Source organism: Frankia sp. RB5 (assembly GCF_059816245.1).
The window spans coordinates 75842-99542 of sequence record NZ_JCBATA010000001.1 but is presented as its reverse complement, the minus strand read 5'-3'; the positions used below and the strand labels follow the sequence as shown (position 1 = coordinate 99542).

Genomic DNA, 23701 nt, shown 5'->3' with positions numbered 1-23701 from the left:
TTCGTCATGATTCCGTCGGCTGATCGAAGGGCCAGTCCCGGGCGCCCGGACGACGGTCCTGACGTTGGCACGGGAACCACTGCGGCCCGCCCACCGTCTCAGAAGAGGGACACCACGACGCGGAGGGCTCTCACGCGGCGCCCGACCGGCGCCCGCGCCCACCCGTCGATCGCGGGCGCTCTGTGGATGACCGCAGAGGCGTTCTCGGCTGCCGGAGGAGGTGATCAGCTGTGGTAACCGAGCCGAAGGGCAGGGGTGAGGTCACCGGGCCGACCGGTCCACGTTCCGGGCCGTCGCTCGGGCGACGCGGCCGCGGTCACGACCGGCATCCCACCGTGGAGCTGCTCGATGCCGTCGCCGGTGGCGAGCAGGTCACCCGGTCGACCCGCGAGCACATCGAGGGCTGCCCGGCCTGCCGCGACTCGGTCGCCGCGTTGCGCCGCGTCCGCGCCGACCTGTCCCGGCTGGCGGCCATGACGATGCCCGGCGACGTCGCCGAGCGGATCCAGGCGGCGCTCGCCACCCGGATGCCCTCGCATCCCGCAGCCTGCAAGGGTGGGGGCGCCTCCTCGCCGGATGGGGATGCGGAGACACAGGACGGCATCGCGGCACAGGACGGTGCCCGGCGGCAGGCGTCCCTTTCTCCGGACGCCACCTCGGCGCGGCTGCCGGCGCCTACGTCGCGGTCCGCGTCCACCTCGCCATGGGCTGGCGGCCACGCCGCGCCGGCGGAAGAGGGGGACGACGACGGCACCCGCTCCGGCATCGAGGGCGGCCCAGACGGCACGCCAGGTGCCGGGAACGGCCCTTTCCCCAGCGAAGAGAGACCATTCAGGCCGGGCGCCGGGCGCCGCCACGCGCAGTGCTCCTCGCGGCCGGGCTCCGGGCGAGTACCGGCACGACCGGGCGGTCCGAGGCGGACCAGGCGTCCCGGCGGACCCCAACAGACGGCGTCCCGAGCGGACTGGGTGTCGATCGCGGCGGTGTGCATCGCCTTCGTCACCTTCGGCGCGGCCGTGCTCACCTTTTACAGCATGCGGGGCGGCGGCGCGGCCACGGCGTCGAACGCGGTCCCGGGCCACGTTCCCGTCGACGCGGCGGTCGCCGCCGCGGCCGAGCCGGTCTCCCCCGAGGAGACGACGATGCTGGCGGACTCCCGCGACAGCATCGCCGCCCCCGACCTCATCCCGCACAGCCGCCGGCTACTGACCGGTGGGATCGCGGGCTCCCTGGCGCTGCCGCTGGAGCTGTCCTACGCGTCGGCCGTGGCGGCCACGGTGCCGCGTTCCTCCGCCGACCCCGCTGCTCCCTCGGCGGCCGCCGGACAGGCCGGCACCGGCGCAGCGCCGGGCGGGTCCGCGCAGGCGCCCGGGGCGGCCGTGGCGAGCGCGGCCTCGCTTCGCTCCGCGGCCCTGGCGGCCGTCGCGATACGGCTGCGCATGCTGCTCGACACCCCGGAGCTGCGCACCTGCTACCAGAGCCTGCTGGCCCAGACGGGCGGTGCGATCCTCGCCATCGACCGGGTCCGCTACGACGGGCGGCCGGCCCTCCTGATCGTGCTGTCCATTCCGATGCAGCCGTCCACCGCCAGGCTGCTCGTCGTCGATCCGCAGTGTGGGATGACCAGCGCGTACGCGGCGCCGATCTACAGCGTGAGCGCTCTGCGCGGATAGCGTGGCGACGGTCACGGCTGCCCGCGGTTGCGTGGCACCTGAGCGCACAGGATGGAATCAGACGGCACCGTAGTCCGTTGTCGCTCCCAGACACGGTCTTCGCCGACAGAGCCAGCACGGGATCTCGCGGGAGCGACCACGGCCAAATCGGCCACGGCGGGACACCCAACCCCGGCTGACGGGGATCGCGCAGGGAGAGGAGCGGGTGTGACAGCCCAGCAGCAGGTCCAGGACACCAGCGGCCACGGCGGCCAGTCGCCGGAGGGCGACGTTCGCGACGTCGTCATCGTCGGGTCAGGGCCGGCAGGGTACACGGCCGCGATCTACACGGCCCGGGCCAACCTGCGTCCGCTTGTCTTCGAGGGCGCCGTGACGGCCGGTGGCGCGCTGATGAACACCACCGAGGTGGAGAACTTCCCCGGCTTCCCCGAGGGCATCCAGGGCCCCGAGCTGATGGAGAGCCTGCGCAAGCAGGCGGAGCGCTTCGGCGCCGAGCTGGTACCCGAGGACGTCACCGAGCTCGACCTGGCCGCGAACCCGAAGGTCATCAAGGTCGAGGACCAGACGTATCTGGCGCGCACCGTCATCGTCGCCACCGGCTCCGCGTACCGCAAGCTCGGCGTGGCGAACGAGGACCGGCTGCTCGGGCGCGGCGTGTCCGCGTGTGCGACCTGTGATGGTTTCTTCTTCCGCGACCAGGACATCGCCGTCGTCGGCGGCGGGGACTCGGCGATGGAGGAGGCGACCTTCCTGACCCGCTTCGCCCGGTCCGTGACGCTGATCCACCGGCGGGACACGCTGCGGGCGAGCGCCATCATGCAGGAGCGGGCGTTCTCCAACGACAAGATCCGCTTCCGGTGGAACGCCGAGGTCGCGGAGCTGCTCGGCACCGACAAGCTCGAGGGTGCCCGGCTGCGGGACACGGTCACCGGCGAGACGGAGGACCTCCCGGTCACCGGCCTGTTCGTCGCCATCGGTCACCTTCCACGCACGGAACTGGTCCGCGACCAGCTCGACCTGGACGATGCCGGCTACGTCCGGGTCGACCACCCCACCACGCGGACGAACCTGGACGGCGTGTTCGCCTGCGGTGACGTGGTCGACCACACCTACCGGCAGGCGATCACGGCGGCCGGCACCGGATGTTCCGCCGCCCTCGACGCGGAGCGGTACATCGCCGCCGCGCAGACGCCCACCGACGCGAGCGTGGTCACCGAGGCCCCGCGCGCCCCGCAGCCGCAGTCCCAGCCGGCCTGAGTCCGCCGGCCTGAGTCCCAGCCGGTCTGACCGGGCGGCGGACCGCACCGGCTCCACCCGACCAGACGACCATCCACCACCACCTCCAACAGGGAGATCAACAATGGCAGCCAGTACCACCTCCGTCACCGACAGCACCTTCGACGCCGAGGTCCTCAAGAGCGAGGGCCCGGTACTGGTGGACTTCTGGGCCGAGTGGTGCGGGCCGTGCAAGATGGTCGGCCCGGTCCTCGAGGAGATCGCCAAGGAGCACGGCGACAAGCTGCGGATCGTCAAGCTGAACATCGACGAGAACCCGCAGACGGCGCGCAACTACCAGATCATGTCGATCCCGACCATGGCGGTCTTCGTCAAGGGTGAGGTCGACAAGAGCATCGTCGGCGCGAAGCCGAAGGCCGCCCTGCTGCGTGACCTCTCCGAGTACATCTGACCCACACCCGGACCTGGCCCAGGCGCCTCGTGCCGAGGTCACTCCACGGATCCACCGACGGCCCGCCGCGCATCACGCCGGCGGGCCGTCGGCGTTGGCGCACCACGGTCCCGCGTATCGCCGCGGGACGGGCAGGCGGCCGCCGAACGGTCAATGCCGGAGGTTCCCGTTCGGGGCCGGTCGGGGCCACAAGGGCATGCCCTAGGCTTGAGATCCAGCAATCGTCAGTCGGGAGTGAGTTCGTCGATGCGGCAGCCCCGGCTCCCCGGCCACCGCCGGGGACGCACAAGGGTGGCCAGGCTGAGAGGTTCGTCTTCGTGAAGCTGCTGCGGCTGGGAGACCAGGGTTCCGCCGTCGCCGAGGTTCGGGCGACCCTGACGTATCTCGGTTTCCTGCCCGCCACGCCCCGCCAGGGCGGGGAGCCGGGCGATTCCCCCGCCGGCCCGAGCGCCGAGGAGCAGACGCCGGATCGCTTCGACCGCGACCTCGACCTCGCGCTGCGTGCCTTCCAGCAGAGCCGGGGGCTGTCCGTCGACGGGATACTCGGCCCCGACACGGCGCGGGCGCTGGAGGAGGCCCGGCACAACCTCGGGGATCGGCTGCTGTACCTCAGCGCCACGCATCCCTTCGTCGGCGACGACGTGGCCGCGCTGCAGGAGCGCCTGTTCAACATGGGCTTCGACGTCGGCCGGACGGACGGCATCTTCGGCCCCCGCACCGAGAGCGCGGTCCGCGATTTCCAGCGCAACCGGGGCCTGGAACCCGACGGCCGCTGCGGCCCGCGGACGCTGCGCGAGCTCAAGCGGCTGCGCCGCACGGTGACCGGTGGACGACCAGACGTGCTGCGCGAGTCCGTCCGGATCCTCGCCCGCGGCACGTCGCTGCTCGGCGTCGTCGTGGCGCTCGACCCGGGACACGGCGGCGACGACCCCGGAATCGTGAGCAACGGCCTGTGCGAGCGGGACCTGATGGCCGACCTCGCCGCCCGGCTGTCCGACCGACTGATCGACTCGGGCCTGGAGTCCCAGCTCATCCACGGCCCGGAGGAGTCGCCCACCGAGGCGGAACGCGCCGCCCGGGCGAACGCGATGGAAGCGGACATTCTGATCTCCCTGCACGCGGACGGCAGCTCGTCGCAGCATGCCCAGGGAGTGTCGGCGTACTACTACGGCAACGCGCGCGGCTCGTCGGCCATGGGTGAGCGCTTCGCGCAGCTCGTCCAGCGCGAGATCGTCTCACGCACCGACATGCAGGACTGTCGCACGCACCCGAAGGTCTGGGATCTGCTGCGCCGCACCAGGATGCCTGCGGTGCGCCTGGACCTCGGCTACCTGACCAACCACCATGACGCCCGGGCGCTGGGCTCGACGGAGTTCCGCGCCGCGGTCGCCGAGGCGGTCCTCGCCGCGACCCAGCGCCTGTTCCTCCCCCCGGAGATGGACGCGCCCACCGGCCAGCTGCACGTCCCGCGCGTCGCCGGCCGCACCTGATCTGATCCACGCCGTCCCGGCCGCCTCCCGCCCCGGTTTCGCCCGTCCCTCGCCCCGGTTTCACCCGTCTCCCGCCCCGGTCTCGCCCGTCTCTCGCCTCGGCCACCCCAGCTCTCGATCCGTCAGCCGATGGAGGGAGGAGAGAGGTTTCACGTGAAACGGGTCCGGTGGGTCGGGCGTGGATGCGGGCGGGTCGGCCTAGGCTGAATCCACAAGGCCGACGTCCCACTGACCACGTTGGGTGGCGGCCGGAAGGCCGACCACGGGAGTGCCCGCTCGATGAGCCGTAGCATCGCGAACATCACCCTGGACAACATCGACGACCTGCCGCTGCCATGCCGTCGATGCGTGTTCTGGGAGCTCGATCCGGTCGCGCGCAGCAGGGCGGAGGAGGCCGGTGCCACCGACCTCGAGAAGGAGTCCTGGGTCTCCACGGCACTGCTCGAGTGGGGCAGCTGCGGCAAGATCGCCTACGTCGACGACGTGCCGGCCGGATTCGTCATGTTCGCGCCCCCGGCCTACGTCCCCCGCTCGATCGCCTTCCCCACCAGCCCGGTGTCGCCGGACGCGGTCCTGCTGATGACCGCGATGATCGTGGAGGACTTCCGCGGTCAGGGCCTGGGAAGAATCCTCACCCAGGCCGTCACCAAGGAGATCCTGCGGCGGGGCTTCCGGGCGGTGGAGGCCTTCGGCGACAACCAGGACTCGGGCGCCCGCTGCGTGGTGCCCGCCGACTACCTGCTCGCCGTCGGCTTCAAGACCGTGCGGCCGCACCACCGCTGGCCCCGGCTGCGGCTGGAGGTGAAGAACGCGGTCAGCTGGCGGGAGGACGTCGAGGTCGCGATCGAGCGCCTGCTCGGTTCGATGACCCCGGAGGGCGTCCTGCGCAAGGTCGGACAGGCCGGCAACCCCGCGTAGATCCGCCGGCCTCCGCGACAGTCACGCGGAGGACTCGGCTCGCCGCAGGTGCGGGGCCCCGGCGAAGCGGCTGTTCCTCGAACTTCCGCCCCGCCGGCGTTGCTGCCAGCGGGACGAAGCCAACCGATCTGCCGCCGGGTCTACGCCACCTCGTCGCTGCCCGCGGCGACGACACCGAGGCCGTCGACCGCTCCCGCGCCGCCGTGCGCCGTCGCGGGGGACATCACCGCGACGATCCGTTCGAGGTCCTCGATCGAGGCGAACTCGACGGTGATCCGGCCCTTGTTGCGACCCATGTCCACCTTCACCCGCGTCTCGAACTGGTCCGAGAGCTGGTCCGCGAAGCGGGCCAGGACCGGCGAGGCGGCCCGCGGCCCGCGCGGCGCCCGGGTGCGCGGCACCTCCTCGTCCAGCGCGACGATCTCCTCGACCGCCCGCACGGACAGCCCCTCGGCCACGATGCGGGTCGCCAGGCGATCCTGCGCCTGCGGATCGCGCAGGGAGAGCAGCGCCCGGGCATGCCCGGCCGAGAGCACCCCGGCAGCCACCCGGCGCTGCACGGCGGGCGACAGTCCGAGTAGGCGGATGGTGTTGGTGACGTGCGAGCGGGACCGGCCGAGGCGCCCGGCGAGTTCCTCGTGGGTCGCCCCGAAGTCCCGCAGGAGCTGCTCGTAGGCGGCCGCCTCCTCCAGCGGGTTGAGCTGTTGGCGGTGCAGGTTCTCCAGCAGGGCGTCGCGCAGCATCGCCTCGTCGGCGGTCTCCCGGACGATCGCGGGAACGCGGTCCAGCTCGGCGAGCTGGCAGGCCCGCCAGCGACGCTCGCCCATCACCAGCTCGTACCGGTCGGTCCCCAGCGATCGGACCACGATCGGCTGCAGCAGGCCGACCTCCCGCAGACTCGCGGCGAGTTCCTCCAGCGCGTCCTCGTCGAAGTTCGTCCGCGGCTGGCGTGCGTTGGGGACGATCGCGTCGACGGGGATCTCCCGGAAGGTCGCGCCGTGAACCGGAAGCGGCCCGTCATCGACCACGGCCGGACGGGTGCGGCGACCACTGCCGTGGTCCGCGTAGTCGCCGTAGTCGGCGAAGTCGCCCGCGCTGGAGCCCGGTCCGTCCCGCTCGTCCGGGGGAGGCGGAGCGACCGGGATCAGCGCGCCGAGGCCGCGCCCCAGCCCGCTGCGGCGGGCGCTCACCGCGCCGCCCCGTTCGGCTCCCAACCACGCTCGGCAAGCTCCCGCGCGGCGGCCAGATAGGACAGCGACCCACGCGAGGTCGGGTCGTAGGTGAGCGCGGACTGCCCGTAGCTCGGCGCCTCGGCCAGGCGGACGTTGCGGGGGATCGTCGTCCCGAGTACCCGCTCGCCGAAGTGCTCCTTGACCTCCTGAACCACCTGATCGGCAAGCCTCGTGCGCGAGTCGTACATGGTGAGCAGGATCGTCGACAGGCGCAGCTCCTGGTTCAGATGCGCCTGGACGAGCTCCACATTGCGCAGCAACATCCCCACCCCCTCCAGCGCGTAGTACTCGCACTGGATCGGGATGAGCAGCTCCCGGGCGGCGACGAGGGCGTTGACGGTCAGCAGCCCGAGCGACGGGGGACAGTCGATGAAGACGTAGTCGACCTCCCGCTGCATGCTCGCGATCGCCCGGCGCAGCCGGTTCTCCCGGGCGACGAGCGACACCAGCTCGATCTCCGCGCCGGCGAGGTCGATCGTCGCGGGTGCGCAGTACAGCGCCGGCGCCTCGCCCGAGGCGACGACGACCTCGTCGAGCGGCCGGTTACCGAGGAGCACATCGTAGATCGACGGGACGCCGGAATGGTGGTCGATCCCGAGCGCTGTCGAGGCGTTTCCCTGCGGGTCGAGGTCGATCACGAGAACCCGGACGCCGTTCGAGGCCAGGGCCGCGGCCAGGTTGACCGTGGTCGTCGTCTTGCCCACGCCGCCCTTCTGGTTGGCGACGGAGATGATGCGTCGCCGGGTGGGCCGGGGGAATGGTTGTCGTCGTTCTGCCGCCAGGGCTTCCACTGCTGCTGCCGCCGCCGCTCCGATCGGGGTCGACCGGTCGAGTGGATCCAGCGGGGGAATGCCGGACTCGTAGCCCCGATAGCCCCCGCCGGCGGATCCGTCCCGGCCCGCCAACGCTGTTTCACGTGGAACGAGACTGCCCACGTGTCGGCTGGTCACGACCGACCTCCCGTGATCGCCGTGATTCCCGCGCCGTTCGTCTGACCTGTCTGCCATCGTGCCGCTCACCGTCGCCGCGCCCTTTCCTGCTCTCGGCCCGGGTGAGCCCGGTGGCGCGCACGGCGCGGAGCACCCGGGTGGGTTCGTCCACCCTGCCCTCTCCGCACTCCACGACGTCCACCGGATGCCATCCCTGGGTCCCGAGACTGCCGCGCGCGTCCTGCAACTCCTCCAGGATCCGCGAACCGCGCATCGCCAGCATGACACCACCCGGTTGCAGCATCGGAAGGAGGATTGCGCCCAGCCGCTCCAGCGGGGCGACCGCGCGTGCGACGGCCACCCCGAATCTACGACCGTCCGGGCCTATTCCGGCATCCGGCGCGCGGCCGCGCTGAACGGAAACCTGGTCCTCCAGTCCCAGGGCGACCACGACCTCCTGGAGAAACCGGCAGCGTCGCTCCATCGGTTCAACCAGCACGACCCGCACGTCCGGGCGGGCGAGAGCGAGCGGGATTCCCGGCAGGCCGGCGCCGCTGCCCACGTCGACGACGTCCGCGCCGTCCGGCACCGCCTCGGCCAGCACCGCGCAGTTGAGCACGTGACGTTCCCAGAGCCGCCCGGTCTCCCGCGGGCCGATCAGCCCCCGTTCGACGCCGACGGTGGCGAGCAGCCTCGTGTAGGTCTCCGCGGCGGGAAGTCGCGACCCGAACAGCTCCGCCGCCACCGGTGGCACGGGCAACTCCGGGATCGAGGCCTCGGTCGGTTCGGCGTCGCTCATCGCACACCTGCCCGGGTCGGCCCGCCCGGGCCGGCCACCTCCTGTGGTCCCGCCGCCGCTCCCCCAGCACCGATCATCCGGGTCCACGGTGATCGTCCGGGATCGCCCGCCAGTGCCGGGAAGGCCCGGCCCGCGACCCGCGGCGGCGGCGATACCGAAGGCGAAGGCGCCAGCGATGGCGATGGCGTGGCTGGCGGTCGCGGTGGGATCCGGACCGCGACCGGCGACGCGGCGGGGACGGCCACGCGGGCGGCGGCGGGGAGCCCGGCTACCTGAGGGGGCGTTGGGGACGGCGACGGAGGCGAGGAACCATGCACCCGACCAGCATCCCCGGTACATCGGGGCAAGTTCACGCCACCTGCCCTGTCGGTCTCCCGCCGGGACGAGTCAGCTCTCGGCGCGCAGGGCGCGGCGAGGCGGGGAGACCGCGCCACAGCGGTCGTACTGGCTGAGCGTGCCGGTGAGCCGGAACGTCCAGGTGCGGGTGGGGCACCAGCCGGCGCGGCGCAGCGCGTCGAGCTGACCGGTCAGACCGGAGCGTTCGATGTCGAAGACGAAGACGAGCAGCCCACCCGGCGCCGTCGATCGGGCCGCGAGCTGACGCAGCAGCGGCGGCTCGGCTCCGCCGAAGAAGACCGTGTCCGCCCGTGCCACCCGATGTCCGACGACAGCCTGCGATCTGGCGGCGGACCGCGGATCGGCCGCGGACCGCGCCTGGACGGCGGGATGAGCCGGCAGATCGACCACCGCGCCGATCCGGCCAGCCGGCCGCTGTGGGACGACCGCCGTGTTCCGCGGACCGCCATGATCGCCGCGGTGCGTGGACGCGGCCCCGGCGGCGGGCAGACGGGGCACAGCGGTGACGGGGACGTCGACCGGCCGGAGGTCGGCCGGGTCGCGCGGCCCGTCGTCGCTGGCCTCCATCGCGTACAGCCAGCCAGGACGGGCCAGGCGCCCGCCGACGGCGACGACGTCCCCGGGACGGGCCGCCTGCCGGGCGGCGACCGTCGCGTCGACCAGGAGGTCAAGCCCGCGCAGGCGTTCCCGGTGGTCCCAGAGCGAACCGCTGCCGGAGGTGGTGGCGGCCAGAAGCAGGCCGGCGCTTCCGGAGAGCGCAAGGATCACCACAACCGCCATCGCGGTGGAGGCGCCGGCCCGCCCACGCGTCATCCTGGTGGCCGCGCCCACCCGCGTCCCGCCCGCGAGCGCTCCCGCCGCGGGCGCCGAAGCCGGCGAGCCGCCCGTTCCCTGGGTGTCTGACCGATCACCATCGGCAACATCCAGCGAAACCGGCGCCGACAGTGACGTTGCGGACACGATGCCCGGAGGGGCGAGGGTAGGGGGAGCCGCCCTCGGGCCGTCAGCGGCCACCTCAGCCCCGGCGACGGCCCAGCGTCCACCGGCCATGGCGACCAGCCATCGAATGACCCTCTCCGCACCCACCACGACCACAACGACCATCATCGGTACCACGAAGAGGTTGGTTCGGGTCGGGCCGAAGGGCCAGTACCGTGCGGCGCTCGCCGTGAGCATCATCAGCTCGGCGCCGCCGAGCACGGCGAGCAGCGTCCGGCCGTCCGGGTGACGCGCCAGCGTCACCGTTCCCACCAACCCCGCCGCGACGACCATCACCGCGGCCAGCACGGCGGGCAGAGCGCCGAACGGACCGGCGACGACGGTGCCGTGGAGCAGGCTCGGGTCGAACCGATCGATGCCGGGCGGCGAGCCGGTGACGATCTGCCGAACCTGGTCAGCGACGAAGCGCACCGCGTCCAGCGGACCGCGGCCCGCGAGGAACTGCCGGTCCCAGTAGTCCCCGTGGCGCTGGCTGGACTGGTGGGCGACGAAGACGACCGTGTGCGCCGCGGCGAGGACCAGCGCCGGCAGCCCCTCGACGAACCGCCACCGCCGCGCCGGTCCGCGCCAGACGTCCACCACCGCCAACGGGACAATCACGAAGACGCCGGGGACAGCGAGCAGCCCCAGCACGCCGGCAGCCGTCCGCCGCAGCAGGCGGCCGCGCTCGAGCCGCCGCCCGCACGCCGGGCCCGGCTTCCCCTCCGCTGAACCCGACAGCTCGTCCGAGCGGCCCGGGAGCACGCCCGACCGGCCCGGGAGCCACAGCAGCACGATGGCGACGGTCGCCGCGGTCTCCATCGCGTACGGCTTGAGCTGCGTCGCGAGGTCGAGGAACGTCGAGTTCAGGCACAGCCAGCAGGCCGCGAACCCCGCCGCGACCAGGCCGGTGAACCGGCGGGCGAGCACCACGATCGCGGCGCCGAGCAGGGGCACCGCGACGAACCCGGGTAGCCGCAGCGACCAGCTGTGCCAGCCGAACACCTCGCCGCTCACCCGGGTGAGCGCCAGCCAGCCAAACGCGGACGGCGTGTTGGCGACGGTCAGTTCGGACCATGACGACCGCAATGGCTCGCTGACGAAGTGGGCACGCCAGATCTCGTCATACCAGAAGGGCCGCCCCAGGTAGGCGCGCAGGGCGACGAGCACCCCGGTCAGCACCGCCGCGGCGGTGACCGCGGCCAGCACCGTGACACGCCCCCGCCGGCGGGCATCCGCAGGCGACATCGCAGTTCCCCCGATCACCCGCGGCCCGGACAGCCGTGGCGGCGGCGTCAGCCGAGCAGGATGACGACCCGCCGGCTGGGCTCCTCGCCCTCCGACTCGCTGTGGACGCCGTCGATCTCGGCGATGACGTCGTGCACGACCTTGCGCTCGAACGGCGTCATCGGGGTGAGCCGCACCGGCGCGCCCTGCTCCAGCGCCTTCGTCGCCGCGGTGGTCGCCGTGGTGCGCAGCTCGATGCGGCGGCGCGCCCGGTGGCCGCCGACGTCGAGCATGAGCCGGCTGCGCGCGCCGGTCCGCTGCAGGACGGCGAGCCTGGTCAGCTCCTGCAGCGCCTCGAGGGTCTCGCCACCGGTCCCGATCAGCTTGTCCAGCCCGTCACCCACCACGGCGACGACGGCCCGGCCGCTCTCCACGTCGAGGTCGAGGTCACCATCCATGTCGATGATGTCGAGCAGGCCCTCGATGTAGTCGGCGGCGATCTCGCCCTCCTGCTCGAGGTCGGCGATCCGCCGCTCCTGCGGGCTGGGCCCGCCCTCGGTCGAGGTCTGCTCGTCGGTGACTCCGGCTCCATCCACAGCCAGGTCAGGTGCCGAACCGGTCATCAGCGCTTCTCCAGGGGAACAGGGGGCGGCGGTGCCGACATTACGGGATGCCCCCGCACGGTGACGAAATCGGGGTCGCCGGCGAGCCCGGGTGCCGGTCCGGGCTCACCGGCCAGGTCAACGCCGCCCGCCGGGTCGTTTGCCCTTGCCGCGACGTTTGGCCGGTCGGGAACCGCCGACCTGACGACGGGCGCCAGCGGGCACGGGGGTGGGGCGAGGCGCGCCGTCACCGCCGGTCCTGGTGCCGTCGGAGGGGGTCTCCGCGCCGTTGTCCGCGGCTCGTGTGACGGGCTTGCCAGGGGCGTTCTTCTTCCGGCCGGTGCCGGAGCCGTCCGAGGTCGCCGTCGGCGCCGTGGCGTCGGAGGCCGCGGGCGCCGCGCTGCCGGCATCGTCCGCGGCCGTGCCGGCGACCGCGGTGGCCGTGCCCTTCCCCGCCCGGGCGGCGGCGTTCCCGCTGCGGGAACGGGTTCCCGGCGGTGCCGTCGACGGGGCCTTGGCGCTTCCCTTCGCGGTGCCGCCGGCCGCCGCGCCGGTCGACTTGGTCAGGCTCGGCGCGTTCGCCGGCGCCGGGCGAGGGCGGTTCTTCGACTTCGCGCCGGCCCGGACGCCGGGCGCGGGACGGGCGGGCGCCGGCGCGCCGTCGGACGATGTGCGGGCACCGGGCAGCCGGCCGTTCGCGGGCAACGGCGTCACCGGCGGCATCCTCTTGATGACGAAGAACTGCTGCCCCATGCTCCACAGGTTGGTCGTCAGCCAGTAGAGCAGCACCGCGATCGGGAAGCGGAAACCGAAGATCGCGAGCATCAGCGGCGAACCGTAGAGCAGGACCTTCTGCACGATCGCCTGCTGCGGATCGACCGGCCCGGTCCGGGCCATGATCTGCCGCTGGGTCAGGAAGGTCGTGAGACCCATCAGCACGATCAGGACGATCGCAAGGATCTTGACGTGCGTGCCGTTGACGCCGAGGAAGTTCACCAGCTTGTCGCTGGACTGGAAGGAGCTCGCCAGCGAGATGCCGAACACCTTCGCCGAGGCGATCTGCTGCACCTCGTCGGCGGACAGGCCCACCCGTGGCCGCCAGACCAGGCTCCCGTTCGGCCCCTCGGCCATCGGCGCCAGGTGGGTGAAGACGTGGAACAGCGAGATGAACAGCGGGATCTGCAGCACGATCGGCAGACAGCCGAGCAGCGGGTTGCCGTGCTCCCGCTGCAGGGCCATGATCTCCTGCTGCATGCGGGGCTTGTCGTGGCCGTACTTCTCCCGGATCTCCTTGATCCGGGGCTGCATCATCTGCATTGTCCGCTGCGACTTCACCTGCTTGACGAACAGCGGGAAGATCAGCACGCGCACGCAGACGACGAGCAGGACGACCGAGAACGCCCAGGCGAAGAAGCTGTTGTCGCCGAAGATCGGCGCGAATCCCTTATGGAAGAAGACAATCGCGTTCGCGGCAAGGTGGTAAAGGGGATCCAACAACGTTCTGACTCCTCACGCCCACGGTCCGCGACCGGGACCGACGATCTCGGCACGCGTCCCCGTGGCCGGAGACGAGAAGCCACGTCTGTGGGCCGACGCGGCGGCACCGGTGTGTGCGGGCACGTCCGTCCCGCGGCTGCGCGCGGGTCCGGCCGTCACCCCCCTCTGGTCGCGAACGACTCCGGACCCCGCGCGGGTTCCCGAACCCACGCCAGGCGCCGTCGCCGCGACGTCCGGGCGTCCGCCCGGCTGACCACCGTTCACAACCGACGGCGGCTCTCCCGGCACGGGGTCATGGCCAGTTCCCGGCACCGGGTCGTAGCCCCCGGCGGACAGCGGCTGACAGCGCAGGAGCCGGACGAGCGCCAGCGCGCCGCCCCGCACCCCGCCGTGCCGCCGCACCGCGGTCAGCGCATAGGCGCTGCAGGACGGCTCGAACCGGCACATGCCGGCGTTGCGGCCCGACCACGCGGCCCGATACAGCCGCACGAGTCCGGCGAGCGCCCAGGCCAGGGGGCCGCGCACAGAGCCGGCCGGGGTACGGGCCACGGCGGGCAGGTACCGGCGGGCCAGCCGGGACGCCAGCGCGAGATCTATCGCGGCGGCGCCGGCGAGCACCGGCAGCAGGACCGACCAGACGCTCATCGTGGGCTCCCGACTGCCGGCCCGGCGCTGCGGCCACCATGGCCACCGCGGCCCGGTGGAAGTGGAATGCGCCCCGCCCGCTCGAACGCCTCGTCCAGCGCATGGCCGAGACGATCCGAGCTGGCCGTGGCCGCGTCCGGCAGGGCGCGGACGACCACCATCGTCCCAGCTGGGAGACGGTCGAGCCGCTGGCGCACCTGCTCGCGCAGCCGACGCCGCACGCGGTTGCGCACCACGGCCTTGCCGACACGGCGCCCCACGACGAAACCCGCGCGCGGCGGATCTCCACTGGTTGTCCACAGGCTGTGGACAACCAGTGGACCAGAGCGAGTCCGCCGTCCCGCGGTGCCCACACGAGCATGATCGTCCCTCGTCCGGACGCGGGACCCCTCGGGAAGCATCTCAGCCGGGTACAGCAGGAACCCGCCGTCAGGCGGAGAGTTCGCTGCGGCCCTTGCGTCGACGGGCGGAGATGATCGCACGGCCGGCGCGGGTGCGCATACGCAGCCGGAACCCGTGCGTGCGGGCCCGCCGGCGGTTGTTCGGCTGGAAGGTGCGCTTACTCACGTGGGTACTCCGTCTGCAGGATGGACGCGGGCGGTGCGCTCCGGAGCCAGGTGGGCAGCCCGCGTGAGCCACACCACACGGCCCGCATGAGCACATCCCACGACAAACGAAGCGGTCTAACACCGCGGTTCGACCTAGCGTACACATGCCAACGCCCGCGGACGGTCCCCACCGTCCGCCGTCCCCGCGCCCGGGCCCGCGGGCCACCGAGCCGGGCTCGTGACCAGGGCCTGGCCGCGGAGGTCCACCGTCATCCGCCCGGGCTCGCGCCGGTCGGCGCACCGGTCCGCGCGCTCGCCCCGGCGCGGCGGCCGCGCGCCGCGTACCCCCGGCCGGCCGGGGCACCGCACCAGACCCACCGCGATGACTGCTGGTAAGCAAATGCCACACAATCCGGTGTCAGGTCTTCATGGTGACCCGTCGTGTGCACACTCGGGCGCGCTCGGTTCGCGTGGCGGCATCCCCGGCACGGCGCCGTGGGCCGCGTCTTACGATCCTGGGTGCGACATCACCCGCACGCGGGTGCCGGACGATGCCAGCCCGGCCCGCGCGCGGTGCGAACCGTCGGCTCGGTGCACCCCGACCTGTGGAAAACGCCTGTGGAGAGGGCGTTCGGCGTGGGGCCGCGACGGATCCGGGCGACGTCGTCAGGCAGGGGACGGTCCCGGGCGGTGAGCCGGTGCGCCACGCCGGAGGCCCTGCCGCGTCCATACACAGGCTGTGGACGACGATGTGGAGAACCATCGGGACGAGGTATCCCGGTCGCTACCTGACCAGGACCACAACAGCATCCGCGACCTGATTCCCCACACGTGGGACCGCAGCACCCGCAAACCGTACCGAACTGCCCGAGGAGCCCCCGTGTCCAACCTCCGCGCCGACTCCGTCGCCGGTCTACCGTTCGGAGACGAGCCCGCGGGTGACCCGGACCTGGCCGCGGTCTGGCGCCAGGCCGTCTCCGGGGTCGCCGACGGTGCGCTGTCCGCGCAGCAGCGCGCATGGCTGCGGCTGACCCGCCCGCTCGGCCTGGTCCAGGACACGGCGCTGCTGGCCGCGCCGAACGAGTTCACCAAGGAGCTACTCGACTCGCGCCTGCGCCCCTTCTTGTCCACAGCTTTGTCCACAGCCTATGGACGCGAGATCCGGGTGGCGGTCACCGTCGAGCACCTGCCCGACCCGGAACCGATGAGCGGGCCGATCCGCATCGTCCGCCCGGACGAGGGTGACCGTTCGCGGGAGGACACCCCTTCGGGTGACGGGGGCCAGCCCGGTGATGCGGGCCGCGAGCGCGGATCGGACGATGCCCCGGCCGCCGCGAAGGCGGGCCGCCGGGGCGCGGCACCGGTCAACGGCGAGCTGCCCTTCCCCGAGTCCGGCGAGGGCGCGCCTGCGATGCGGGTGGGCGCGGGCCTCGGCCGCGAGCCCGCGCCGGTCGAGACCGAACCCACCCAGGCAAGGCTGAACCCCCGCTACATCTTCGAGACGTTCGTCATCGGGGACAGCAACCGCTTCCCGCACGCGGCCGCGGTGGCCGTCGCGGAGGCGCCGGCGAAGGCCTACAACCCGCTGTTCATCTACGGCGACTCGGGACTCGGCAAGACGCACCTGCTGCACGCCATCGGGCACTACACCCTGAAGCTGTACCCGAACACCCGGGTGAAGTACGTGAGCTCCGAGGAGTTCACCAACGACTTCATCAACTCGATCCGGGACGACCGCCAGCAGGCCTTCCAGCGCCGCTATCGGGACATCGACGTCCTGCTCGTCGACGACATCCAGTTCCTGGAGAACAAGGAGCGGACGCAGGAGGAGTTCTTCCACACCTTCAACGTCCTGCACGACGGCGAGAAGCAGATCGTCATCAGCTCGGACCGCTCGCCCAAGCAGCTGTCCGCCCTCGAGGACCGGCTGCGCAGCCGGTTCGAGTGGGGCCTGATGACCGACATCACCCCGCCCGACCTGGAGACCCGCATCGCGATCCTCTCCAAGAAGGCCGCGACCGAGCGCCTGCCGGTGCCGCCGGACGTGCTCGAGTACATCGCCACCCACATCGAGCGCAACATCCGCGAGCTCGAGGGTGCCCTCATCCGGGTCGCCGCGTTCGCGAGCCTGAACAAGTCGCACGTCGACCGCACCCTCGCCGAGATCGTCCTGCGGGACCTCATCCCCGATGCCGGCAACCCCGACATCACCGCCATCGAGATCATGAACGCGACCGCCGCGTACTTCGGCGTCTCCATGGACGACCTGTGCGGCACCTCCCGCAGCCGCGTGCTGGTGACGGCCCGCCAGATCGCGATGTACCTCTGCCGGGAGCTGACGGACCTGTCCCTGCCGAAGATCGGCCAGCACTTCGGCAACCGTGACCACACGACCGTCATGCATGCCGACCGCAAGATCCGCGGCCTGATGGCCGAGCGGCGCGCCATCTACAACCAGGTAACCGAGCTGACCAACCGCATCCGCGTCCAGGCCCGCCGGGCCTGACGGTCCCGCTACGCGGGCGGCACCCGCACGCGCCTCCACACCACCCGGGCGGCATCCAGGACCGCGCGACCAGGAGACCGCGCGACGACGACCTTCGCGCCGTTGCGGCCTGCGCATCACGCCTCGTGCGGCATCCCTGCGCGCCTGCCGTACGGCGCGCGCTCGGCACGTCCCGTCCGCGCCCGGCGCACACACCGGGCGCGCCGTCTGGCGGTCGTTTTGTCCACCACCGATATCCACACCTGGGGAACTTCCTGGGGTCCCAGGCCTGCCTGGCCACCACGTCCGCTTGGCGTCCGAGCGTGCTGCGCCGCGACCGTCAGTGATCTTCATGGTCACCGCCGGGCGGCGGGTCATGGCAGCGTGATGGCCACTTCGCGGCGGTCCGTGTCGCGAATTCGGGGGCAAACCGGACACGGCAGGCGGTGTTCGCGACACGGTGCCGCTGTCAGTCGCAGGCACTTCCCGCCTACGGGAAGGCCGCCCCTTACTCGTCCTTCTGGCAGCGGCAGCGGGATCATGGGCTCCGACTCCCTGACTGTCTCGCCGCTCCCGGGCTGGGCGCGCACGGCTGCGCCCGGGAGCGTGCGGGGCGGTGGAGGCTGACCGATCGCGCCTGGCGGGCGCGGGTCGTGGGCGCGGGTCGTGGGTCGCGGAGGGCGGCGTTCGGGATGCGGCGACGCGTCCACCGGATGGAGCGTGTGGATGCCTCGAGCCCACTGGGTGGTTCCGCCCACAGCTTGTGGAAAACCTTGTGGACAGCGTCTGGCGCAGCCGGTGGAAGAAGGCGTGGACAGCCTGTGGACAACCGGGGGATCGCCTGTGGAGGGACAACGTGGTCCCTGGGGACAGCGCCTTGGAGTGTGGATATCCACTGCGCGAACCCACAGCGCCACCCACAGGATTTGCACCGGTCCGATGGGCCTCTGACCTGCGAAAACGTGAGTTATCCCCAGCATCCACAGGCCCTACTACCACCACTAAAAGAGATCTCTCCTAGAAAGATCAAAAACTGAAAGTACTAGGGAGTGTGGACAACTTTTCAAGATCGCGAATCGCCGCCTTCTGTGCCACTTCGTGGGCTCCGAGTAAGCGTCCGCAACGGCGTCGGCCGCTCGCCGATGCCTCCTGGCACTCTGGGATGCTGATCGGTGTTCCCGACGGACTGACTCCGAACACCGGAGGGAACGACAGGAGGGGCTAACCATGAAGTTCCGGGTGGAACGGGACGAATTCACCGAGGCGGTCGCCTGGACCGCCCGCACGCTGCCGAGCCGGCCGACCACCCAGTTGCAGGTGCTGTCGGGACTCCTGCTCGACGCCACCGGCCCCATGCTCAAGGTCGCCGCCTACGACTACGAGGTGGCCGCCCAGAGCACGGTGCACGCGACCGTGTCGGAGGAGGGACGCGCCCTCGTCAACGGCAAGCTGCTCGCGGAGATCACCCGCGCGCTGCCCGCGGCTCCGGTCGACCTTGCGATCGACGGCACCAGGCTCGTCATCACCTGTGGGAACGCCCGCTTCGCGCTGCCGATGCTGCCGGTGGACGACTACCCCGGGCTGCCGGGCATGCCGCCCGTCACCGGGCACATCGAGGGATCGGCCTTCGCCGCCGCCGTCGCCCAGGTCGCGATCGCCGCCGGCCGGGACGACACGCTGCCGGTCCTCACCGGCGTCCGCATCGAGATCGAGGGCGACACGCTCACCCTCGCCGCCACCGACCGCTACCGGCTGGCGGTCCGCACGCTGAAGTGGCGACCGACCGAGGAGAGCACTGGCGAGGACGACGCCGCGGGCGCCCCCGTCACGGTCGCGCTCGTGCCGGCCCGCACGCTGCTGGACACGGCGAAGTCGCTGTCCGGCGCCGGGGTCGAGGTGTCCATCGCGCTGGGTACGGGCCCCTCCGGTGAGACCCTCGCCGGCTTCGCCGGCTCCACCCGGCAGACGACCACCCGGCTGCTCGAGGGCCAGTTCCCGCCCTACCGCAAACTGCTGCCGGACAGCTCGCCGCTGATCGCCCAGCTGGAGATCGCCCCGCTGCAGGAGGCGGTACGCCGGGTCGCGCTGGTCGCGGCGAAGACGGCGCCGGTGCAGCTGTTGTTCTCGCCCGACCACCTCGTCCTGGAAGCCGGCACGGGTGGCGAGGCCCAGGCGACCGAGACCCTCCCACTGACCTACGACGGGCCGGAGCTCGCGGTCGCGTTCAACCCGTCCTACCTGCTGGACGCGCTGGGCGCACTGGAGTCCGACGTCGTGCGGATCGGCTTCGCCAGCGCCGACGACCCGACCGTGGCGGCGAACAAGCCAGCGATCCTCACCGGCAAGGCCGCGGACGAGGACGGCGAGCTGCCCGACTACCGCTACCTGCTCATGCCGATCCGCCTCAACGGGTGACGTGCATCTCACGCATCTGTCCCTCGTCGACTTCCGCTCCTACCCGGCCCTCGACCTCACGCTCGGTCCCGGGGCGGTCACCTTCATCGGCGGCAACGGTCAGGGCAAGACGAACCTGATCGAGGCGATCGGCTACGTCGCGACACTGGCCAGCCACCGCGTCGCCGGCGACGCGCCACTGGTCCGCGACGGTGCCGAACAGGCGATCGTGCGCGCCCGGATCGTCCGCGGGGACCGGGCGGCGCTGGTCGAGCTGGAGATCGTGCCGGGGCGGGCGAACCGGGCCCGGCTGAACCGCGCCCCCGTCTCCCGCACGCGGGACGTGCTCGGCCTGCTGTGCGTCGTCCTGTTCGCCCCGGAGGACCTCGCGCTGGTCAAGGGAGACCCCGCCGGGCGGCGGCAGTTCCTCGACGATCTGCTCGTCGCCCGTGCCCCGCGGATGGCGGCGGTACTCGCCGACTACGACCGGGTGGTCCGTCAGCGCTCGACGCTGCTGCGCACCGCCGGGGCGGCGCGGCGCGCCGGCGGCCGGGGCGATCTGCGCACGCTCGAGGTCTGGGACGGCTACCTGGCCACCCACGGCGCCGAGCTGCTCGCGGCCCGGCTCGCCCTCGTCGAGGCGTTGCGCCCCGCGGTGGCCGACGCCTACACGGCGGTGGCCGGGGCGTCCTCGCCGGTGGCGCTCGAGTACCGGTCCAGCGTCCCGCTCCCCGAGGGCGGCGCCGGGCCGGACCTGCCCGCCGCGGCGGTGCCCGACCGGACGGCTCTGGCCGAGGCGATCCACGCCGCGCTCGCGGCCGCCCGAGCGCGGGAGATCGAGCGTGGGATGACCCTCGTCGGCCCGCATCGGGACGATCTGCTGCTGTCGATCGCCGCCCGCCCGGCCCGCGGATACGCGAGCCACGGCGAGTCCTGGTCGCTGGCCCTCGCCCTCCGGCTCGCCTCGTTCGACCTGCTGCGTGCCGACGACCGGGAGCCGGTCCTGCTGCTCGACGACGTCTTCGCCGAGCTGGACACGCGGCGCCGTGCCCGCCTGGCCGAGCTCGTCGCCCCCGCCGAGCAGGTGCTGGTGACGGCCGCCGTCGAGTCGGACGTGCCGGCGGAGCTCGCCGGTACCCGCTTCCATGTCGCCGATTCGGAGGTCCGCCGTGCCGGCTGAACCACCTGGTCCGCCGCTGGAACCACGTGACCCGCCCCCCGCTGGGAGCACAGCTGGGCGCGAGGCCGCGGCCGCCACGCCGGCACCGGCGTCCCCTGGACGGGGCGGCGACCTGGCCCGGGAGATCCTCGCTCAGGCGAAGCGCGACTCGCGGGAACGCGCGCGCGGCCGGCGTCCCGGTGGCGCGGTCCGCGGCGGGTTCGGACGCGGCTCCGCCGGCGGTTCCCGTGGTGGTTCCGCCGCCGGCGTCGCCAGCAGCGGTGACGATGAGGCGGGTCGCCCCGGACGCGGCGTCGACGGTGCGCCCGGCTCAGGCGATGGTTCCGCGGGTGACGGCCGCGCGGGCTCGCAGGGCGGCGCCGGGGACGCAGGCGGCCCCGGCCGTCCGTTCGGCGGCACCGGCACCGGCACCGGCGGCGTCGGTCGGCGGCGGTCGTGGGCGGGCGACGAGGATCAGCCTCCCCGCCGGCGGCGGCTGCCGGGCATCGCGAGCCCGGGCCGGGAATGGCGGGATCCGGTCGCCTTCGGCCCGGCGATCACCCGGCTGCTCGCCGCCCGCGGCTGGCAGGAGCAGGCGGCCGACGCGGGCGTGATCTCCCGGTGGGACGTCATCGTCGGCCCGGACATCGCCGAGCACTGCACGCCCGTGTCGCTGGTGGACGGACACCTGGAACTCGTCGCCGAGTCGACGGCGTGGGCGACCCAGCTGCGGATGCTGTCCCGGCAGATTCTCGGCATCCTGTCGCGGGAACTCGGCCCGCAGGCGGTCCGGCGGATCACCGTGCGCGGCCCGACTGCGCCGTCCTGGCGGCATGGCCCGATCCGCACCAGCGGCCGCGGCCCCCGGGACACCTACGGCTGATCATCTGTGCTGGGTGGCCGCGCCCAGCGGGTCGTGGAGGCGCGCCAGGCCCCTGGACCTGTCGGCCGGGTAGGGGAGTTCACCATCCCTCCGCTCGGCGCCCTGCGCAGACGTCAGGGGTCACCCTGCGTCCGCTATAGCGGGCTGCCGGGTAGACTGGTGGATACTTCCGCCCAGAACGAGGGGACCCGCCGCGTGGCCTACGACGCAAGTTCGATCAAGGTTCTTGAAGGTCTTGACGCGGTCCGCAAGCGTCCGGGCATGTACATCGGTTCCACCGGGGAGCGCGGGCTCCATCATCTCGTCTACGAGGTGGTGGACAACGCGGTCGACGAGGCGCTCGCCGGCTACTGCGACACGATCGTCGTGACCCTGCTGGCCGATGGCGGTGTCCGGGTGGTCGACAACGGCCGTGGCATCCCCGTGGGCATGCACCCGGTCAAGAAGATCCCCACCATCGAGCTGGTGCTGACCACGCTGCACGCCGGTGGCAAGTTCGACGGCGAGTCCTACGCGGTCTCGGGCGGTCTGCACGGCGTCGGCGTCAGCGTCGTGAACGCGCTGTCGACGAAGCTCGATGTGGAGGTCCAGCAGGGCGGCCACGTCTGGTTCCAGCCATATGTGGCCAGCCGGCCGGCGGCGCCGCTGGTCAAGACCGGTGCGTCGAAGAAGAGCGGCACGTCGATCACGTTCTGGGCGGATCCGGAGATCTTCGAGACCACCGAGTACAAGTACGAGACCCTCTCCCGGCGCCTGCAGGAGATGGCCTTCCTCAACAAGGACCTGTCGATCACGCTGATCGACGAGCGCGGCGAGGAGCGGGTCGAGGTCACCTACAAGTACGCCAACGGTCTCGTCGACTTCGTCGCTCACCTCAACGCCACCAAGGACGCCATCCACCGAAGCGTGATCTCGCTGGAGTCGAAGGGCGTGGGCCTCGAGGCCGAGCTCGCGATGCAGTGGAACGGCGGCTACTCCGAGTCGGTCTACACCTTCGCGAACACGATCAACACGCATGAGGGCGGGACCCACGAGGAGGGCTTCCGCGCCGCGCTGACCAGCGCCGTCAACGCCTACGCCAAGGACCAGAACCTGCTCAAGCCGGTCAAGGCGGGCGCCCGCGGCGGCGATGAGCGGCTCTCCGGCGACGACATCCGCGAGGGCCTGACGGCGATCATCTCGGTGAAGCTCGCCCAGCCCCAGTTCGAGGGCCAGACGAAGACGAAGCTCGGCAACACCGAGGCCAAGAAGTTCGTCCAGGAGATGTGCTACTCGGCGCTCAAGGACTGGTTCGAGGTGAACCGGACCGAGGCGCGGGCCATCGTCAGCAAGGCGCTCGACGCCCAGCGTGCCCGCATCGCCGCCCGCCAGGCGCGGGACCTGACCCGGCGCAAGGGTCTGCTCGGCGGCACCGGCCTGCCCGGCAAGCTCGCCGACTGCCAGTACACCGACCCGGAGCGCTGCGAGCTGTACATCGTCGAGGGTGACTCGGCGGGCGGCTCGGCGAAGGGCGGCCGGGACTCGAAGTTCCAGGCGATCCTGCCGCTGCGCGGGAAGATCCTCAACGTCGAGAAGGCCCGCATCGACCGGGTCCTGAAGAACACCGAGGTCCAGGCCCTGATTCAGGCGCTGGGCACCGGCATCCACGACGACTTCGACATCACCAAGCTCCGCTATCACAAGATCGTTCTGATGGCGGACGCCGACGTCGACGGTCAGCACATCCGCACCCTGCTGCTGACCCTGCTGTTCCGGTTCATGCGTCCGCTCGTCGAGGCCGGCCACGTCTTCCTGGCCCAGCCGCCGCTCTACAAGATCAAATGGGGGCGGGAGGACTGGGAGTACGCCTACTCCGACCGGGAGCGCGACGGCCTGGTCCAGCAGGGTGTGGAGTCCGGGCGCAAGCTGCCCAAGGACGCCATCCAGCGGTTCAAGGGCCTCGGCGAGATGAACGCCACCGAGCTGTGGGACACCACCATGGACCCGGACCGGCGCATCCTGCTCCAGGTCACCCTCGACGACGCCGCCGTCGCCGACGAGCTGTTCTCCGTGCTCATGGGCGAGGACGTCGACGCGCGTCGCAGCTTCATCCAACGCAACGCCAAGGACGTGCGTTTCCTGGACATCTAGGCGTCCCGGACAGCTCCGCGTGTCCTGGGCCCGTGCGCTCGCGGGGCGAGCGCCGGGTCCCCCTGACC

General features: G+C 72.2%; 19 protein-coding genes. 10 read left to right on the top strand and 9 right to left on the bottom strand.

Features of this window, described 5'->3' with window-relative positions; translation table 11 throughout:
- Window positions 1-230 precede the first annotated feature (230 nt).
- The 5 genes from AC6EXY_RS00390 to AC6EXY_RS00370 all read left to right on the top strand — a co-directional run bounded on the left by AC6EXY_RS00390 (window position 231) and on the right by AC6EXY_RS00370 (window position 5768).
- On the top strand, window positions 231-1673 hold the full coding sequence (locus AC6EXY_RS00390) for an anti-sigma factor family protein (RefSeq protein WP_499817433.1): 1443 nt from the start codon (window positions 231-233) through the stop codon (window positions 1671-1673).
- A gap of 207 nt (window positions 1674-1880) precedes the next feature.
- Complete coding sequence (gene trxB, locus AC6EXY_RS00385; protein WP_101835348.1) at window positions 1881-2930, top strand: thioredoxin-disulfide reductase; 1050 nt, start codon at window positions 1881-1883, stop codon at window positions 2928-2930.
- 103 nt (window positions 2931-3033) lie between these two features.
- Window positions 3034-3360, top strand: coding sequence for a thioredoxin (gene trxA / locus AC6EXY_RS00380; RefSeq protein WP_101835346.1), 327 nt, complete (start codon window positions 3034-3036; stop codon window positions 3358-3360).
- A gap of 317 nt (window positions 3361-3677) precedes the next feature.
- Window positions 3678-4850 (top strand): N-acetylmuramoyl-L-alanine amidase, encoded by a 1173-nt coding sequence (locus AC6EXY_RS00375; protein WP_101835333.1) that lies wholly within the window; start codon window positions 3678-3680, stop codon window positions 4848-4850.
- A 279-nt stretch (window positions 4851-5129) separates the two neighbouring features.
- Window positions 5130-5768 (top strand): GNAT family N-acetyltransferase, encoded by a 639-nt coding sequence (locus AC6EXY_RS00370; RefSeq protein ID WP_499817434.1) that lies wholly within the window; start codon window positions 5130-5132, stop codon window positions 5766-5768.
- Window positions 5769-5908: 140 nt separating this feature from the next.
- On the opposite strand, the gene AC6EXY_RS00365 is transcribed toward AC6EXY_RS00370, so the two are convergent.
- The 9 genes from AC6EXY_RS00365 to rpmH all read right to left on the bottom strand — a co-directional run bounded on the left by AC6EXY_RS00365 (window position 5909) and on the right by rpmH (window position 14601).
- The gene (locus tag AC6EXY_RS00365; RefSeq protein ID WP_101835382.1) at window positions 5909-6958 is read right to left on the bottom strand and encodes a ParB/RepB/Spo0J family partition protein; all 1050 of its coding nucleotides are present in this window, start codon (window positions 6956-6958) and stop codon (window positions 5909-5911) included.
- Window positions 6955-7704, bottom strand: coding sequence for a ParA family protein (locus AC6EXY_RS00360; protein WP_480014852.1), 750 nt, complete (start codon window positions 7702-7704; stop codon window positions 6955-6957). Before AC6EXY_RS00360 ends, AC6EXY_RS00365 begins: the two co-directional genes overlap by 4 nt.
- Before the next feature lie 208 nt (window positions 7705-7912).
- Window positions 7913-8728: a 16S rRNA (guanine(527)-N(7))-methyltransferase RsmG gene (gene rsmG / locus AC6EXY_RS00355; protein WP_101835327.1), complete on the bottom strand. Its 816-nt coding sequence runs from the start codon at window positions 8726-8728 to the stop codon at window positions 7913-7915.
- A 387-nt stretch (window positions 8729-9115) separates the two neighbouring features.
- Window positions 9116-11311 (bottom strand): glycosyltransferase family protein, encoded by a 2196-nt coding sequence (locus AC6EXY_RS00350; RefSeq protein ID WP_101835325.1) that lies wholly within the window; start codon window positions 11309-11311, stop codon window positions 9116-9118.
- A gap of 47 nt (window positions 11312-11358) precedes the next feature.
- Window positions 11359-11913: a Jag family protein gene (locus AC6EXY_RS00345; RefSeq protein ID WP_101835323.1), complete on the bottom strand. Its 555-nt coding sequence runs from the start codon at window positions 11911-11913 to the stop codon at window positions 11359-11361.
- A gap of 117 nt (window positions 11914-12030) precedes the next feature.
- Window positions 12031-13389 carry a membrane protein insertase YidC gene (gene yidC, locus AC6EXY_RS00340; RefSeq protein WP_101835320.1) on the bottom strand — a complete coding sequence of 453 codons (1359 nt, stop codon included), beginning with the start codon at window positions 13387-13389 and terminating at the stop codon, window positions 12031-12033.
- A gap of 12 nt (window positions 13390-13401) precedes the next feature.
- Window positions 13402-14034, bottom strand: coding sequence for a membrane protein insertion efficiency factor YidD (gene yidD / locus AC6EXY_RS00335; protein WP_101835318.1), 633 nt, complete (start codon window positions 14032-14034; stop codon window positions 13402-13404).
- Entirely contained in the window at window positions 14031-14435 is a 405-nt protein-coding gene (gene rnpA / locus AC6EXY_RS00330) for a ribonuclease P protein component (RefSeq protein WP_101835316.1), read from the bottom strand. The genes yidD and rnpA overlap by 4 nt, the downstream gene beginning before the upstream one ends.
- Before the next feature lie 28 nt (window positions 14436-14463).
- Window positions 14464-14601, bottom strand: a complete 138-nt coding sequence (gene rpmH / locus AC6EXY_RS00325) for a 50S ribosomal protein L34 (RefSeq protein WP_101835314.1) — start codon at window positions 14599-14601, stop codon at window positions 14464-14466.
- Window positions 14602-15462: 861 nt separating this feature from the next.
- Here rpmH and dnaA point away from each other — a divergent pair.
- The 5 genes from dnaA (at window position 15463) to gyrB (ending at window position 23633) form a co-directional block, all read left to right on the top strand.
- Complete coding sequence (gene dnaA, locus AC6EXY_RS00320; protein ID WP_101835313.1) at window positions 15463-17088, top strand: chromosomal replication initiator protein DnaA; 1626 nt, start codon at window positions 15463-15465, stop codon at window positions 17086-17088.
- A gap of 1206 nt (window positions 17089-18294) precedes the next feature.
- A complete protein-coding gene (gene dnaN, locus AC6EXY_RS00315) occupies window positions 18295-19482 on the top strand; it encodes a DNA polymerase III subunit beta (RefSeq protein ID WP_101835311.1) in 1188 nt (395 codons plus the stop codon).
- A 1-nt stretch (window position 19483) separates the two neighbouring features.
- The gene (gene recF / locus AC6EXY_RS00310; RefSeq protein ID WP_101835309.1) at window positions 19484-20641 is read left to right on the top strand and encodes a DNA replication/repair protein RecF; all 1158 of its coding nucleotides are present in this window, start codon (window positions 19484-19486) and stop codon (window positions 20639-20641) included.
- Window positions 20631-21503: a DciA family protein gene (locus AC6EXY_RS00305; RefSeq protein WP_499817435.1), complete on the top strand. Its 873-nt coding sequence runs from the start codon at window positions 20631-20633 to the stop codon at window positions 21501-21503. Before recF ends, AC6EXY_RS00305 begins: the two co-directional genes overlap by 11 nt.
- A 195-nt stretch (window positions 21504-21698) precedes the next feature.
- Entirely contained in the window at window positions 21699-23633 is a 1935-nt protein-coding gene (gene gyrB / locus AC6EXY_RS00300; RefSeq protein ID WP_101835307.1) for a DNA topoisomerase (ATP-hydrolyzing) subunit B, read from the top strand.
- The last annotated feature ends 68 nt before the right edge of the window (window positions 23634-23701 follow it).

Coding starts and splice junctions, on each gene's coding strand:
- AC6EXY_RS00345 (WP_101835323.1), bottom strand. CDS start 11,913: ATGACCGGTTCGGCACCTGACCTGGCTGTGGATGGAGCCGGAGTCACC.
- AC6EXY_RS00350 (WP_101835325.1), bottom strand. CDS start 11,311: ATGTCGCCTGCGGATGCCCGCCGGCGGGGGCGTGTCACGGTGCTGGCC.
- yidD (WP_101835318.1), bottom strand. CDS start 14,034: ATGAGCGTCTGGTCGGTCCTGCTGCCGGTGCTCGCCGGCGCCGCCGCG.
- trxA (WP_101835346.1), top strand. CDS start 3,034: ATGGCAGCCAGTACCACCTCCGTCACCGACAGCACCTTCGACGCCGAG.
- AC6EXY_RS00370 (WP_499817434.1), top strand. CDS start 5,130: ATGAGCCGTAGCATCGCGAACATCACCCTGGACAACATCGACGACCTG.
- rsmG (WP_101835327.1), bottom strand. CDS start 8,728: ATGAGCGACGCCGAACCGACCGAGGCCTCGATCCCGGAGTTGCCCGTG.
- dnaN (WP_101835311.1), top strand. CDS start 18,295: ATGAAGTTCCGGGTGGAACGGGACGAATTCACCGAGGCGGTCGCCTGG.
- rnpA (WP_101835316.1), bottom strand. CDS start 14,435: ATGCTTCCCGAGGGGTCCCGCGTCCGGACGAGGGACGATCATGCTCGT.